At 52.3% G+C, this 15935-nt stretch carries 13 protein-coding genes; 7 read left to right on the top strand and 6 right to left on the bottom strand.

What is annotated here, in order from left to right:
• The first annotated feature begins 5 nt into the window (after nt 1–5).
• The 3 genes from B880_RS0108590 to B880_RS0108580 are packed head-to-tail and all read left to right on the top strand — an operon-like array spanning nt 6 to nt 4979.
• Entirely contained in the window at nt 6–1706 is a 1701-nt protein-coding gene (locus B880_RS0108590; RefSeq protein WP_017346984.1) for a hypothetical protein, read from the top strand.
• Nucleotides 1703–3580 (top strand): hypothetical protein, encoded by a 1878-nt coding sequence (locus B880_RS0108585; RefSeq protein ID WP_017346983.1) that lies wholly within the window; start codon nt 1703–1705, stop codon nt 3578–3580. Before B880_RS0108590 ends, B880_RS0108585 begins: the two co-directional genes overlap by 4 nt.
• The gene (locus B880_RS0108580; RefSeq protein ID WP_017346982.1) at nt 3561–4979 is read left to right on the top strand and encodes a hypothetical protein; all 1419 of its coding nucleotides are present in this window, start codon (nt 3561–3563) and stop codon (nt 4977–4979) included. Before B880_RS0108585 ends, B880_RS0108580 begins: the two co-directional genes overlap by 20 nt.
• A gap of 55 nt (nt 4980–5034) precedes the next feature.
• Here the strand turns inward: B880_RS0108580 and ybjM are convergent, their stop codons facing one another.
• Nucleotides 5035–5403: an inner membrane protein YbjM gene (ybjM, locus tag B880_RS0108575; protein WP_017346981.1), complete on the bottom strand. Its 369-nt coding sequence runs from the start codon at nt 5401–5403 to the stop codon at nt 5035–5037.
• Nucleotides 5404–5650: 247 nt separating this feature from the next.
• Here ybjM and B880_RS0108570 point away from each other — a divergent pair, with 247 nt between their 5' ends.
• Nucleotides 5651–7339, top strand: a complete 1689-nt coding sequence (locus tag B880_RS0108570) for an aspartate:alanine antiporter (protein ID WP_017346980.1) — start codon at nt 5651–5653, stop codon at nt 7337–7339.
• 334 nt (nt 7340–7673) lie between these two features.
• On the top strand, nt 7674–8279 hold the full coding sequence (ybjG, locus tag B880_RS0108565; protein WP_017346979.1) for an undecaprenyl-diphosphate phosphatase: 606 nt from the start codon (nt 7674–7676) through the stop codon (nt 8277–8279).
• Between the two features lie 96 nt (nt 8280–8375).
• Here ybjG and B880_RS0108560 read toward each other — a convergent pair whose 3' ends face one another.
• Nucleotides 8376–9581: a serine hydrolase gene (locus tag B880_RS0108560; RefSeq protein ID WP_017346978.1), complete on the bottom strand. Its 1206-nt coding sequence runs from the start codon at nt 9579–9581 to the stop codon at nt 8376–8378.
• Between the two features lie 276 nt (nt 9582–9857).
• Between B880_RS0108560 and B880_RS0108555 the strand changes: the two genes are divergently transcribed.
• A complete protein-coding gene (locus B880_RS0108555; protein ID WP_017346977.1) occupies nt 9858–10514 on the top strand; it encodes an HAD family hydrolase in 657 nt (218 codons plus the stop codon).
• Here the strand turns inward: B880_RS0108555 and B880_RS0108550 are convergent, their stop codons facing one another.
• Nucleotides 10515–11648: a PQQ-dependent sugar dehydrogenase gene (locus B880_RS0108550; RefSeq protein WP_017346976.1), complete on the bottom strand. Its 1134-nt coding sequence runs from the start codon at nt 11646–11648 to the stop codon at nt 10515–10517.
• Nucleotides 11649–11845: 197 nt separating this feature from the next.
• On the opposite strand from B880_RS0108550, the gene B880_RS0108545 reads away from it, so the two are divergent.
• A complete protein-coding gene (locus B880_RS0108545) occupies nt 11846–13135 on the top strand; it encodes a carbohydrate porin (RefSeq protein WP_036645628.1) in 1290 nt (429 codons plus the stop codon).
• Between the two features lie 43 nt (nt 13136–13178).
• Here the strand turns inward: B880_RS0108545 and B880_RS0108540 are convergent, their stop codons facing one another.
• The 3 genes from B880_RS0108540 to B880_RS0108530 form a co-directional block, all read right to left on the bottom strand.
• Nucleotides 13179–13814: a carbonic anhydrase gene (locus B880_RS0108540; protein WP_017346974.1), complete on the bottom strand. Its 636-nt coding sequence runs from the start codon at nt 13812–13814 to the stop codon at nt 13179–13181.
• A 214-nt stretch (nt 13815–14028) separates the two neighbouring features.
• A complete protein-coding gene (locus B880_RS0108535; RefSeq protein ID WP_017346973.1) occupies nt 14029–14391 on the bottom strand; it encodes a diacylglycerol kinase in 363 nt (120 codons plus the stop codon).
• Nucleotides 14392–14477: 86 nt separating this feature from the next.
• Entirely contained in the window at nt 14478–15608 is a 1131-nt protein-coding gene (locus B880_RS0108530) for a hypothetical protein (protein WP_017346972.1), read from the bottom strand.
• Nucleotides 15609–15935 lie beyond the last annotated feature (327 nt).

The raw sequence follows: 15935 nt of genomic DNA, 5'->3' as shown, positions 1-15935 counted from the left end.
CATGTATGTTATTACTGCGTGAGAAAACCGCCACTGTGGACGGTATTACCTTTTTTGCCGATGACAGTGACGATAACCAGTTCTGGTATCAACCTGAAACCATCCAGTTGGCTAAACGCGATGGCAAGCCGGTGTTTGCGTTGATTAAATACACCGGTAATGACAGTGCGCAACGCGGTGGTTATCTCAATTTCGAAGTAAACACCGCTCTTGATGAAGGTGATTTGCAGCGTGCCTTTGATAAGTATCTACTAACACTCAAAATAAGCGTTAAAACGCCGCGCAAATCTCCAGTGCCTTACGATAAGGGCAACGTCAGCTTTTTTGTGCTGGATGTGGGGAATGCCAATGGGCAGCTGATCAGTGCACAAAGCCCCAGCCTGATTGGCAGCAACAGCGCCATTTTCAGTGCCAAACTGACGCCGGAACAAGCGGTGATTCTGGAAGCGGCTTTTAGTCAAACCGAAGCGCCCGCTGCGGTGGCTTATAACCTGACTTACACCGGCATCACCCCGGCACTAAAAGTTGAGGTTGAGGCGAAGTTCGAGAATATCTACACCGAATTTGATACTAAGTTTGGTGCCAATATTCCCATTCCCATTGAGACGCCGGCCAGCTTCTGGCTTGGCTTTGATAGCGTGTTGCAGAAATTGCAGCAGAATCAAAGCCTGGTGATCAAAGTCACCGAAGGACTACCCGGCGATGAGGTGGAAAAACAGCGAGAATGGGCGCTACAGTTTGTGAAAGAGGAGATTTTAAAAAGCTTCTTCACCGCCACCCTGCAACCCAATGCCGAAAGCAATGCTCAGTCGAAGTCCGCCAGTGATGCGATTTTAGAATCCCTGATCGCCAGTGCAAAAGCCAAAGAGAGCAAAAAAGAGGACAAAGAGAAGAAAGAGGAACAAACAGGCGGATTACTGCCCTGTGCTTCACTGGAGATCAAGCTGGTCAGAAAAGAAGAGACCAAAACGCTGAACTTCAACTACCGCTATTCCAAAGCGCTGAGTCAGTCCGCCGTACCGCAAAACTTCATTGGCAGCGACCTGTTGCGGGTACAAAAAACTGCGCCCTACTACCTGGAAGTGAACGTCAACGATCCCTTCTTCCAGCAAATTGATTACACCGTATTAGGGCCGGATGGTTTCGCTGAATATGGGCTGAAAGCCGCCAATCTGCAATTGACCTATGATGGCAAACCTTACAACACCCCCGCCTTTACCTCTGATGATGATGCTCCATGGAAAAAGTCTCTGGCCCGCAGTCAGCAGGAAAATGCACTGTTTAAACTGCACGGCGAGTTTGTCTTTAAATCTGCGGTATCCACTGGCTGGGAAGGCAGCACCCGCTACACCGAAGAGACAGAAACGGCTTCAACCCTGTTCAATCTCGATCCTGGCGACTTCTTAACCCTTTCAACGTTGTCTATTTTCCCCGACCAAAGCCTGGAGTGGCATAAATACAACCAGATTCAGGTCGAACTGAAATGGAAAGATGACAATCAGCAGTCTAAATCCAAAATTTTCACCTTTAGCGCACAGCAGCCGCAAAGCCAGGTGTTTAAATATCGCTTTCGCACCGATGCGCCCTGGACACTCGACTCTGTCATTACCTGGTATCCGGTGGGTGGGCAGCCTGTGACTAAAAACGGCCCGCAGAATCCGGCCGGGATTGTGATCCCCGCAGAGCCACAGGACGTTAACTCATGACGGCATGGACGGTGATTCCCGCAGGATGGCAGAAGGTGGTCAGTTGCCTCAGTGAGCAGTTGCCATCGGTCCGTGAGGACTTGCAGGCGGATGTGCAGCACTTTATGCAGGCCCGCATCAATTCCGGGTTGTTAGCCCCGGCATGGCAGCACAGCCTGCTGGGGTATAACGGGTCGCCGCTGGAGTTTACCCTCTCCAGTGCCAAACCCGCAGCGATAGCCGCCACCTTTGATCCGCTGCTTCCGGTGCCGCAGGCCTCACGTTCACTGAGCGCCTTCCGCCAGCACTATGCCCGTTGGGCTGGCGAGTGCCCGTCGAGCCAACAGCGCTTTGCCGAAGTGGAACAGTGGCAGCCACCGGTTGCGGCCCTGCGCTTTGGCTCCTGGATTGGCCGCAAATACGCCGCCACAGCCACACAAACCAAAGTCTATTCCGAGCTACCGGAGACAGGGGCATTTTCCGCGACATCCTGGCTAACACCCTACACGGGCTTGACCCCGTTGATGGTGGGTTACTATCCGTCTCAGCCTGAAAGCGCAGTGGAGTACTATTTGCTCTGGCGCAATGACACGTTTGACCTCCGTACATTGCTGGCCATCATGCAGCATTTTGGTTGCAGCTCAGCCATGCAGCAGAACTTGCAAACACTGCTACAGCAGGCGCTGGGGCCGTCCGATGAGGCGTTTCCACCCACCACTTACGGCGTGAGCCTGGTGATACAGGATCAACAGCTAACCAGCTTCACGCTGTTTACTATGGCTCCGCGCTTTTGCAGCGCCAGCGCCACGGTCCCCGCCTGGCTGGATGCTTTTCAACAGCGGAGTGGCTTGTGCTTACCGGTACTTAATGGGTTGATACTCGCCGAGGTGCCGTTACAGTTTAATGTGCTGGGTTTCTCTGTGGATAGTCAGGGCACACCTGCCATTAACTGCACGTTTAGCCCGCAAATTGATCGCTTTGTTAGCCAGCCAGTGAGCCGCAGTTCTTCTCGGTTAGCCCAGTCCGGGATCCCATCGCTGCTGCAAAAAAACCAGGCACCGAGCGGTGCCTTTCTCTCGCAGGTGTTGACGCCTGACGGCCAGTGGCAGCAGGATGAAAATGGTTTTGTCACCGCTCAGGTGCTGCGTACGCTGGAGCACAATCATCTCACCGCGCCTTATATTGATCGCGCACTCGATTTTCTCGAACGCTGCGAAACTGTGCCCCATCGTTTTAGCTTTTGGCCTACGGATGCGCACCCCGCCTGGATGCAAGGCGAACGGATTACGCCAGACGTCGACGATACCGCCCTCATCACCGAAGTGCTGTATCGCTATGGCCGCCGTACCCCGCTGCAACTGCAACAGACCCTGCTGGGGATCAATAATTATCAGCTGACAAAAGTCGATCCGCGCCTGAAGCCCCGACAGCATCAGTGGGCGCAGGTTCGCGCTCTGCTCACCTGGATGCGCGACGATCAACCCATCAGCCAACTCGACTGTTGTGTGAATACCAACGTGCTGATCTTAATGCACTGCTTTATACAGACCGGCGGCAACACCTTCCCCGGTTACACACAGATCCTGAACATGCTCGCCCGCGCAATCAACTGGGCAGGCGAGGATTACGATCGCCTGAATTTGCTGATTCCCTATTATGCCCACCCGCATGAGTGGCAGGTCACACTGGAGTACGCCAGACAGTGCGGTATTGCCGATCTCGATGCGCTGATTCTGGCGCTGAAACAGTGGCAGCCCCCGTCTTCCCATTCGGCTTTGCCGCTTTATCGCCGTCATGATGGTCAATATCTCTGGATCAGCGATTCACTGGCCGCCTTCCGCCAGCTTGCTCTCCATCATCACTCAGAGGAACGCTATGAACGTCTTTCTTACTGATTTAGTCAGCCTGAATAAAGTGATTCTCAGCAATGCGCGCGAGCAGTTTACTCTGCACCCGGAAGTGAGTGGACGCGCCACGCGCGCGCTGCCTACCGATTTGATTGCCGCCGTAGAAACGGAAAGGGTGTCGGGTGAGAAACGGTATAAAATCAGCACCCACAATGACCCGAATAGCTGGACCCTGGCGCTGGATTTCGCGCTGGATCAAGCCATTGAAAGCACGCCCTATGTGGTGCTGAGCTATGACACCTTTGGCAAACCACAAGAGATGGTGTTCAACAGCGTGCAACAGGCGGGGCAACCGACGCAATACCATGCACAGCTGGATATTACAGAACTGGCCGAACGCGACGCTTTGCTGCGCGCCCTTTCCGTGTATGAGTCGCAAACCACGCTGGTGGTGGTGGTGAAATCGGAGAATGGGTTACTGAATACCATCACCGATCCGGCTGTGTTCTATTTCGCACCGGACTACTACCCCTATATCTATCAGGGGCTGTTACCACCGGGCAACCGTCTGGAATTAATTCTCTACCCGATTCCGTTTGGCAGTAAAACCTTTAACTACTACCAGGATTATGTACGGAAAAACTATCTCTACTATCTGCCCGACGAGTATTTGCTGGCGACCGATGCAGAGAATGACGATAAGCCCCTGTTGTCATTGACGTTCAATGCGCCTCAGGGGGCAACGTCCCTTGATGAGGTCAGGGTTCAATTCGATTACTTTGTGGTCCCCAAAGTGCAGCAGGCACGCATTGTAGACGCCAGCGTGGAATTTAAGCACGATCAACCCACAGGCCGGCTCTTGCCGTTTGCCACTGCCGATAAGTCAGACCTGTGGCTCACACTGCCAGATGGACGCCAGCAGGAAACAGAGGCGTTGATCGATCTTCAGAGCGGTATCGCCGATAGCTTCTCGCTGCCTTATCATCAATTTAGTCCAATCTGGGAGGCTTTCTTTGATACCGCACCGCAAAGCACGCTATTAAAAGGTTATCTTGCAACCACGTTTACCGGCTTCCCGCCGGAACATATCCCGGTCAGGCTCGCGCTGGACAGTCGCTATAAAGATCAGGTGAAGAGCTTCATCCGTGAGCCCAGCATGGCGGTGATTAACACCGGGCTGTTGTTTAAAACCCTCGCTGCTACCTGGAACCCCAATGGCCCAAAACCAATTGCCAGCATACTGGTCAGCGTGCAGAGGAAAACCATTGAACTCACAGCCGGGCAGCAGGAAGCGCCGCTAAACTATCAAACGCCGGTGCTGGATCTGATTCTGCATCCGGAGAAACCACCGGTTTATTATTATGATGTAGAGATACACTACGCCGACGGCAGCATTAAAAAGATGCCCAATCAGGAGAAGACCGTTGAGGTGATTTACGTACCCTGATGCACCAGAGAAGCCCGAGGCAAACCGCCTGTATTCGGGCTTTTCTCTCGCGGTATTAGTGGGTCATGTAGAAGGCAATACGCACCAGACGCAGCAGCAACGCACCACAGCCAGCCCAGAATACCGCACTCAGCGCCCATGCGCTGATCAGCCCCAGCGAAGCGTGGTTAAACAACGTGGTGTTGAGCAACACCATCGCCAGCAATGTGCCGCTCAGTGCGGAGACAGAGGTCATCTGTAATGCGCGCTCCGGCTGTAACAGCGCGATGAGCATGCCAGGCAGCAAGAACAGCAGTAATTCAGGCTGGCCGCCCAACGCATTAGCGCCGCTCAGCCAAAAGTGATGAGCACAAATAAACACCAGAGTGTAGAAAATCGCACCGAGAGTAAAAACCCGTGTGTTTTGATTACGCTGCTGTGCCATATCACACCTTTTTATCAAAATTTAAACAAAACACTCGATTTTCACCCACGCGGACCGTAGGTGGAAATAAAATATAACAGTCCTTTGCCCTGACGAATGAATTCAGCGAATAGCTGAGAAAGATAATAGGGATTAGAATAGCCGCCGCGTCAGATAACGCTCTCCGCTCCGGAGATAAACGGTCTGGTTAAGATAGCGAAAAACCGGACGTTCCTCAACAGGTTACAGGTAAACAAGAAGTTAAACAGTGAACATTAACGTCGCGGATTTGTTAAACGGAAATGACATTCTGTTATTATTTGTCGTTCTCGCGCTTGGGTTGTGTCTGGGAAAAGTCCGTTTAGGCTCCGTGCAACTGGGTAATTCCATTGGTGTATTAGTTGTTTCATTAATTCTTGGCCAGCAACATTTTGCGATTAATACTTCAGCACTGAGTTTAGGATTCATGCTGTTTATTTTTTGTGTGGGTGTTGAAGCGGGGCCAAACTTTTTTTCCATTTTCTTCCGTGACGGTAAAAACTACTTCATGCTGGCGCTGGTCATGATCGTCAGTGCATTAGGGGTTGCTATCGGTTTAGGTAAACTGTTTGGCTGGGACATCGGCTTAACCGCCGGTCTGCTGGCAGGTTCAATGACCTCAACGCCGGTACTGGTTGGAGCCGGTGATACGCTACGGCAAAGCATCAGTGAGAGCCATCAACTCGGCCTGATGCAAGACCAGCTCAGCCTCGGCTACGCCGTGACCTATTTGATTGGTCTGGTGTCGCTGATCTTTGGCGCACGCTATCTGCCCCGCCTACAGCATCAGGATCTCCCGACCTGCGCCCAGCAAATTGCCCGCGAACGGGGTCTGGATGCCGACAGCCAGCGTAAAGTCTTTCTGCCGGTGATCCGCGCCTACCGCGTTGGCCCGGAGCTGGTGGCGTGGAGCGGCGGTAAAAACCTGCGCGAGCTGGGGATCCACCGCCAGACCGGTTGCTACATTGAACGTATTCGCCGTAATGGGATCCTCGCCAGCCCCGATGGCGATGCCGTGCTCCAGCTGGGGGATGATATCTCTCTGGTTGGCTATCCCGATGCCCACGCGCGTCTGGACCCGAGCTTCCGCAACGGCAAAGAGGTGTTTGACCGCGATCTGCTGGATATGCGCATTGTGACCGAAGAGATTGTGGTCAAGAACCATAACGCGGTGAATAAACGCCTGAGCCATCTGCAACTGACCGATCACGGCTGCTTCCTCAACCGGGTGATTCGCAGCCAGATTGAGATGCCCATCGATGACAGCATTATGCTGAATAAAGGCGATGTGCTGCAGGTGAGTGGAGAAGCTCGCCGTGTGAAAAGCGTCGCTGACCGCATTGGCTTTATCGCGATCCACAGCCAGATGACCGATCTGCTGGCCTTCTGTGCCTTCTTTATCATCGGTCTGATGATTGGCCTGATCACCTTCCAGTTCAGCAACTTCAGTTTCGGTATGGGAAATGCGGCGGGTCTGCTGTTTGCCGGTATCCTGCTGGGCTTTCTGCGCGCCAACCACCCCACCTTTGGCTACATTCCCCAGGGCGCACTGACCATGGTGAAAGAGTTCGGCCTGATGGTCTTTATGGCAGGCGTGGGCCTGAGTGCCGGTAGCGGTATCAATCACGGGCTCGGCAGTGAAGGCATATTAATGCTGGTCAGCGGCCTGCTGGTCAGTATGGTGCCGGTAGTGATCTGCTATCTGTTTGGCGCTTACGTGCTGCGCATGAACCGTGCCCTGCTGTTTGGCGCCATCATGGGGGCACGTACCTGCGCGCCAGCCATGGAGATTATCTGTGATACCGCCCGCAGTAACATTCCGGCGCTGGGGTATGCCGGCACCTATGCCATTGCCAACGTGTTACTCACTCTGGCAGGAACGTTAATCGTGATTATCTGGCCGATACTGCCCTTATAAAATTTTTTCTGCCGAGTCCAGAACTTTTTTCCAGGGCCAGAGTCTGAATTAGTGCCACTGCTTTTCTTTGAAATCCCCAAATTGTGGAGCCCGTTAATCCCCAGGATTAGCGGGTTTTTTTCTGCCAGAAAATTCTTAACCCATTCTAAAAAAAGCTTTTTTTTCTTTCCTTGATGGTAAAAAAACCTAAACAAAACTGAAACCTGATTGTAAATTAAGAACCTGGCTATATCCCTGCGGGCAGAGCTTGATTAGGCTGAGCCTGTTTCGACGTTAGCATTTTGTGCGCTTTTTACCCCTTGATGTTTTTTCTGATGAGGATTGGGTCCAACTTATGGATGCACTTAACCGCATGTTATTTCTGTGGATCAATGCCACACCTGACTCACCCCACTGGCTAATACGCGTTGCGACCTTTATCGCACAGGATTTAATCCTGGTGGTGCCACTGTTGATTGTCGCGTTGTGGCTATGGGGAAGGCACTCTCATCTGCCGTCCCAGCGCGTGCTGGTGCTTAAAACCGGTATGGCGCTGATTTATGCACTGGCAATTTCTGGCTGCGTAGGCGTACTGGTGCCGCACCCGCGTCCGTTTGCGATCAACTTTGGCTACCAGTTCCTGAACCATGCCGCCAATGAGTCTTACCCCAGCAATCACGGCACCATTGTGTTTACCTTTGCGCTGGCATTTATCTGCTGGCATCGCGTGTGGTCCGGCTTGATTTTAATGGCTGTCGGCTGCGCGATCGCCTGGTCACGGGTGTATTTGGGCGTGCACTGGCCAATGGATATGCTGGGCGGGTTCTTAGTCGGTATGCTGGGCTGCCTGGCTTCCAACCTCGCGTGGCACCTGTATGGGGAGAAGCTGTTACAGCTTACGCATCAGGCCTACCGGGTGCTGTTTGCCGGGCCAATCCGTAAGGGCTGGGTCCGGCATTAAGCGTACACCGCGAAAAAAGGCTGCCATTGTTTCAACAGTGGCAGCCTGGTTCGAACAGGAAATTCGCGGTACAGAATGAAGGTCAATCCCCCGACCTTAGCTAAACCACTTACCAAACAGGCCATTGAGCTTCATCATCACGAAATCGATGATGCGGCTGAAGAAATTCCCCTCTGGCACATCCTGCAATACCACCAACGGGCGCTGCTCAATGGTTTTGCCATCCAGCTGGAAGTCGATGGTCCCGACCACCTGATCTTTCTTCAGCGGAGCTTCCAACTGTGGCGAGCTCAGGGTAAAGCTGGCCTTGAGATTTTTCATCTGCCCTTTGGGGACGGTAATGGCCGCATCTTTGGCAACGCCAAGATTTACCTGCTTCTCATCGCCAAACCATACGCGCTGTTGAGCAAAGGGAGCATTGGCTTTAATCGGTGTCACCGTCTCATAGAAGCGGAAACCCCATGTCAGCAGCTTCTCGCTTTCACGGAAGCGCGTGCCATCGGTTGCCGCGCCCAGCACCACCGAAATCAAACGCATGTCATTTTCTGTGGCGGAAGCCACCAGATTATTCCCGGCACCGGAGGTATGGCCGGTTTTAATGCCGTCGACCTTGAGATTACTGCTCCACAGCAGACGATTGCGGTTCATCTGGCGGATATTATTGAACGTAAACTCCTTCTCCTGGTTGATGGCATACTCTTCCGGCACATCGCGGATCAGCGCCTGACCAATCAGTGCCATATCCCGCGCAGTGCTGTACTGACCTTCGGCATCCAGCCCATGTACGGTCATAAAATGGGTATTTTGCAGCCCAAGGGATTTCGCATAGTTGTTCATTAAGCCAATAAAGGAGTCCTGGCTACCCGCCACATAATCGGCCAGCGCGATACTCGCATCGTTACCCGACTGGATCACAACACCTTTATTAAGCAGATCAACCGGAATGCGGTCGCCCGGTTTTAGAAACATCAGGGAAGAGCCGCGCAGTTTAGGGTTGCCGGTCGCCCAGGCATCCTGCCCGATCGTCACCAGATCATCCCGATGGATCTTCCCGGCTTTCAGCGCCTGGCCGACCACATAACTGGTCATCATTTTGGTCAGGCTGGCGGGATCGAGCCGCTGATCGGCGTTGGACTCAGCCAACACTTTACCGCTGGCGTAATCCATGAGTATCCATGCTTTGGCATCAATTTGCGGCGCAGCCGGAGCCTCTTCTGCCGTTGCGCTCAGGGGAGCAATAAAGAGTAACAATGAGGTCGCGGCATAGGGCCGCAGGCGTTGAGCGAGGAATAGTTTCTTCATGAGCGTGACCAGGTTGTCCTTATTTAAACCGTGTTTTCAGGCGGAAAACGGCGATACTGCCAACGCTAACCGCTGAGCCTTCTGAAAAAAATGCTTTGACCGTAAAGTTATTTATATTTTATTAAAATAACCCTGGCACCCGCCGCGCGTTGCTGCCAGCTTTTTTTGCTCACCCTGTAAACAATAATTTGCGTTTAAATCCGATTTTGCGGGGAATGGTTAAGTCCGTCACAAAGATCGGCTACTCTGGGAGCCATCAGCCTGAGGAGGATGACCATGGACTTAGCCCTTTTCGATCTCGATGAAACCTTAATTTGCGAAGACAGCACCGGCCTGTGGCTGCGCTGGCTGGTATCACAAGGATTTGCCCGCCCCGAAATTCTGGCCGAAGAGCGTGCCCTGATGGATGAGTACTACGCGGGCACCTTATCCATTGAAGCTTATATGACGAAAACCCTCTCGCCGCTGGAAGGTCTTTCAGCCTCTACCGTGGCGGGCTGGATCAGACGCTTTATTCATCGTGATATCGTGCCACGCGTTTATCCTGCTGCACGGGAGCGCATGGCGTGGCATCAGCAGCGTGGTGACACCATTATTGTTATCTCCGCCAGCGGCGAACATCTGGTGGCGCCCATCGCTCAGCGTCTGGGTGCCCATGCCGCATTAGCCATTGGGGTAGAAATTGTTGATGAGCGTTACAGCGGCCAGACCTACGGCACCATGACCTATCAGCAAGGCAAAGTAGACCGCGTGAGTGACTGGAAAGCGCTACAGCAAGAGTGCAAATTCGATCGCACCTGGGCCTACAGTGACTCGATGAACGATCTGCCACTGCTGGCCCATGCGGACCACGCCCACGTGATCAACCCCGATGCGCTGCTACAGCAAGAAGCCGAGCAGCGCGGTTGGCAAGTCCATCGCTGGCAGCGTTAACTACCCCTGGGACGCTGCGGCGTCCCCGCTTAACCCAACTTTCAGCAGTTTGCCATCCGCTTCATCGGTCAGGACATACAGATAACCGTCTGGTCCCTGGCGCACGTCGCGAATACGCTCACCGCGATCTTTCAGCAATCGTTCTTTCTCTTGCACTTTGTCACCCTGCACGCTCAGATGAATCAGGCTTTTATCTTTAAGGGCCGCGACAAACAGGCTCTTGTCCCACTGCGGGAAACGCGTGCTGTGGTAAAATGCCATCCCGCTGACGGCAGGAGAGACTTTCCAGTAGAACAGTGGCTGTACCGTCCCTGGGACCTCTCCCCCTTTGGATTCCGGCACTTTTGCGCCGCTATAATCAATTCCCCAGGTTGCTAATGGCCAGCCGTAGTTTTTGCCTTTCTCGGGCAGATTGACCTCATCCCCGCCGCGCGGACCATGTTCGGTTTCCCACATCGCCCCACTCCACGGATTGAGTGCTAATCCCTGCGGATTACGGATGCCATAAGCCCAGATTTCCGGGCGTGCATCGGCACGTCCGACAAAGGGATTATCTTTTGGCACTGAGCCGTCCTGATTCAAACGGATGATTTTGCCGCTGAGTTGGTCAAGGTTCTGCGCGCTGCTGCTGTGGAAATTATCCCCAAAGCCGATCCACAGGTAACCGTCACGATCGAACGCCAGGCGCGTACCGATATTGGCTCCGCTGGAGAGTGCCGGGGTTTGCCGCAACACTTCTTTGAAATTCTGCAACTGACGATTATCCGCACTGAGCTGACCATAACCCACCACGCCGCCCGCATTGCCGTTGGCATCGGCGAGGGTATAGCTCAGCCAGACCCGACGGCTCTGGGCAAAATCAGGCGCTAGCACCACGTCGAGTAACCCGCCCTGCCGCTGCGTCCAGACCTCAGGGACGCCCTGGATAGGATCTGACAGCCCTTTCCCCGGCTGCCAACTGCGCAACTGCCCGGAACGTTCGGTAATCAACAGGGTTTGGCTCTCAGGCAGGAAAGCCACCGACCAGGGGTGATCGAGCTTGTCCTGTAACTGTTCAACCGTCACTTCTGCGGCCAGCAGAGGCAAGCTGGTTAACAGCCCGCTCAGCAACAAGGTGGGGATAAGACGTTTCATCAGCGCTCCATAAAAGCAGGGTGAGCTAATAAAAATAGCTGCTGATAGCGCACGCGTATGAAGCTTTAACTAAACTTACGATACGCACTGAAATATTAAGAAACACTTGTACCGTAAAGAAATGTCAGATGTTGGACGATTTAACATGTACCAAACGGTACAATAACAGGGCATATTCACTTTTTACAATGTATACGATGAAAACAAGTTCTTTTAAAATCAAACACCTGACTGTAGCACTGCTGTGTGCACTTGCAGTTCCCGCTGCACAAGCAACAGATTTCTTCACGCAGGATAGCCTGACAGGTGACTGGGGCGGCGCGCGTAGCGACCTCGTGAAAAGCGGCGTAACCCTGACCGGCGACTACGTTTCTGAAACCGCGGGCATCCTTAACGGCGGCCAGTCCTACGGTACGCGTTATGCGCAGCAGATCCGTTTGGGTGCGACTTTTGATCTGAACCGTCTGCTGGATGCCGAGAATGCCGGTACTATCCAACTGACCATCAATGACCGTCGCGGCCGTAGCACCTCGGGCGATCTGGTGGGTAACCGCCTGCCAATCCAGGAAGTGTATGGCGGTGAATATACCCGTCTGAGCGAATTCAGCTACACCAATACGCTGTTCACGCCACAGCTTCAGTACAAACTGGGCCTGCTGGCGATGGGTAATGATTTCGGCGGTTTGTCGATCCTGACCAACTTCATGAACGCCGGTTTCTGTGCACACCCACTTTCAATGTCAGGTGGCAGCGGCTGGGGTAACTACCCGAACGCGCATCTCGGCGGTGAGCTGAAGTACACCTTTAACGACAGCTGGGCGCTGCAAACTGCGGTGTTCAACGTTAACCCGCAGCAAAACAGCGAATCTTCTCGTGCCTGGAAGCCGTTTGCACCGGGGACGACTGGCTATATCGTGCCGGTTGAGCTGATCTATAACTTCCACAGCGAGCTGCCAGGTCAGTACAAGCTGGGCTACTACTTTGATAGCTCGAACGTTGCGCGTATCGATCAACCGAATCGTCGCTCCAACAACCGCTGGGGTGCTTATCTGTTAGCAGACCAGACGATCTGGCAGTCGGACGCATTGCGCAGCCAGAACCTGCATATCTTCGGCCAGGCAACGACCACCGACAAAGCGACATCGACCTTCAGCCACTGGTACTCAGCAGGCTTCGTCCTGAACGGACCATTCGCTGCGCGTCCAAACGATGCGATTGCGATTGGCTATGGCCGTGCGGTGTATAACTCGCACAGTCGTGAAAATGCCGTTGAAAGTCTGCGTGCGAAAGGCGAATTGGCGGATGCTGATCTGGTGGGTGGACTGGATATTGGTGAACAACTGGTTGAAATGACCTATACCCTCCAGGCGACACCGTGGTTGTCTGTACGCCCAAGCGTGCAATACATCAAAGAACCCGGCGCGTTCTACAACAAAGATATCAAAGACACCTGGGTTGCAGGTGTGCAGGTCAAAGTTAAGTTCTAAAACAAGGCGGCTACCGTGCAAACACGGCAGCCGCTTTCATCTCTTACTCGTAACAGGTGTCTGGATTTTCTGACAGAGAAACGAAATCTTGTCCACCTGGGGCCAGTGCTTTGATCTCGCCGCTTTCAATATCATAAACCCACCCGTGCAGACGCAGCTTGCCTTTACGCAGTGCAACGGAAACTGATGGATGTGTTTTGATATTGTTGAGCTGAGCGATAACGTTCTCTTTCACCATTTCTGTCAGCTTAACTTCTGCTGAATCATAGTTACGCTCTTCCACCACCGCTTTCGCTGCGTTGGCATAGTGCAACCAGTGATCAACCGCTGGCATATGGTCAAGGCAGGCACAGGACGCAATTGCGTTCATGGCACCACAGTTTGAGTGGCCACAGATAATGATCTCAGACACCCCCAAAGCAACCACCGCATACTCGATAGTGGCTGAAACACCCCCTGGCTCTGGACCAAATGGTGGGACGATATTGCCGGCATTACGAATGACGAACAGTTGTCCCGGCTCCTGTTGGGTTACCAGTTCTGGCACCAGACGGCTATCAGAACAGGAGATGAACAGGGCTTTTGGAGTCTGGTTAGACGCCAGGCTTTTAAAAAGATCCTTTCTTTCAGGAAAAACATTCTGTTGGAAACTCAGAAACCCGTTGACGATCTCTTTCATGTTTTCAGCTCTCACATTATTCACTCAGTGTTACGCGCTGACACTCTTACCGGCGCGCTTAGTGCTTTCTAATTGTAGTCGAATCAATCAAATATCAACGGACGATTAGAGCAAAGCAGCGACGCAAAAACAACCTTGTTGACAGCAGGTGTATGCGGATCACAGGAAAAGCGGGCTGGCCGTCAACACCGGCTGCCCATGCGAGTGGGTGGCTTTAAATCAGCACCATAAACCAGATAATAATCACCATAACGATGGCGACTAACTGTGCGGCACCGCCGATATCTTTTGCACGTTTAGACAGCGGATGGATCTCCAGCGAGATACGATCGACCACGCTCTCAATCGCGGTATTCAGCAGCTCCACCACCAGTAAGAAAAAGCAGCTGGCGACCAGAATGATCCGCTCAATTTTGGTGACATCCACCGCCAGCGCAACCACTAACAGCGCAGACATCGCCAGCAGCAGTTGCTGGAATGCATCTTCGGTTTGTACGGCATCCACCAGGCCTGCCCAGGAATTACGGATACTGTGGGTAAAACGGTTGAATCCTTTCTCTTTGTTTTGCGCGTTCATTGTGGCTCTTTCTACCCTGCTCATAATAAAAAAGGGCTGAGCTGATGCCGCAACCCTTCTCTGTCTATTGATGGTTTATCGCTGCCTTATTCTTCTAGATTTTTTTCATATAAACGGTAGCGCTTATAAGGCTCAGCACCGATTTTTTCCAGAATGGTGCGCATACCGGTGTTGGATTCCAGGATCCATGACATCTCTAAGGCATCAATATTGCGTTTCGCAAACGGTTCACGCAGTGCTTCAATCAATAACAACGCAATAATCGGCCCGATGCGGCTGAACTGGTACTCTTTCACTACCCCCATCAGCGGCACCCTGGCGGTACGCACGCCGCTGACCTTCAAACGCCACAGCAGCTTCGCCCAGCCAAACGGCAGCAAACGCCCGTCTAAACCTTCAATTGCTTCATTAATGTTTGGCAAACCGACGATAAAGGCGCAGGGTACAGAATCCACTTCGGCGATATAGATCATATCGTCCGGCACCAGGAACTTAAGCTGATCGCCCATGGTGGCAAATTCGTGTTCCGTGAAGGGGACGAACCCCCAGTTATCCTGCCAGCCAGAGTTGAAGATTTCGCGTAATACCTGCATCTCTTCACTGAACTTTTTCCGGTCAATACAGCGAATAGTGACTTTCTGGCGCACCTTATCCATCAACTTCGTCAGCGCGCTGGAAAAATGCAGATCGGTACGTTTCATCCAGTAGGCAATCAGATCAATGCCTTTGGTATATCCCTGGTTTTCAACCTGCGCGCCATAATAAGGTTTGCCGTGGGTCATCAGCGCAGAGGGCGGTGTATCAAATCCATCAATCAGCAGACCACTTTCCTGATTAATATTCAGGCTAAAAGGCCCGGTAATTTTGGTGGCACCCTGCTCTTTTAACCACGTTTGTGCCGCGGTAAATAAGGCGTTAAACACCTCAGGATCGTCAATGGCATCAATCATGCCGAAGTGACCGGTATCATTGCCGTAGAGTTCGCGGTGCAGGGAATCTATTTGTGCAGTAATTCTACCTACGACAGTATTCCCTTTTTTTGCTACCCATGCCTGCCAGACAATATGTTCAGTTCCCGGATTTTTTTTAGATAAATGTTCTTCGCGCTCCAGGTACAGTGGCTCAATCCAGTTAGGGTCATTTGGGTATAGTGTCGAAGGGAAATTGATGAACTCTTTAAGCTCACTTTTATCCTGAACTTTCTCAATGCGAATCATAGAAAACCTTGAATTGTAAAAAAGTATAAACAGGCGATTCGGAAAAGCCTTGCTTTTCGAGGCAGCCGAAACTTATACCTTATATGGCATTAGGAGATAAAAATGGCAGTAATGCATGCACAGCAGGTCACTTCGCGACTTCTGATTAAAACGGAACACCTGACTCTTTTCACTTAACCGATATTATTGGCAGAAGTCAGCCTGTTTTCGTTTATCAAAACATGCTTTTATGATTTTGTGCTTTTTTTGTGAGGAAATTATAAGCCCCGTCACATTCACAAACAGGCGCACACTGTAATATTTTTATCATATGATGCTCAAAATCAG

This window comes from Pantoea sp. A4 (genome assembly GCF_000295955.2).
Taxonomy (GTDB): domain Bacteria; phylum Pseudomonadota; class Gammaproteobacteria; order Enterobacterales; family Enterobacteriaceae; genus Pantoea; species Pantoea multigeneris.
Note: the sequence above shows the minus strand (reverse complement) of the source record. Positions and strands in the feature narration are given on the sequence as shown.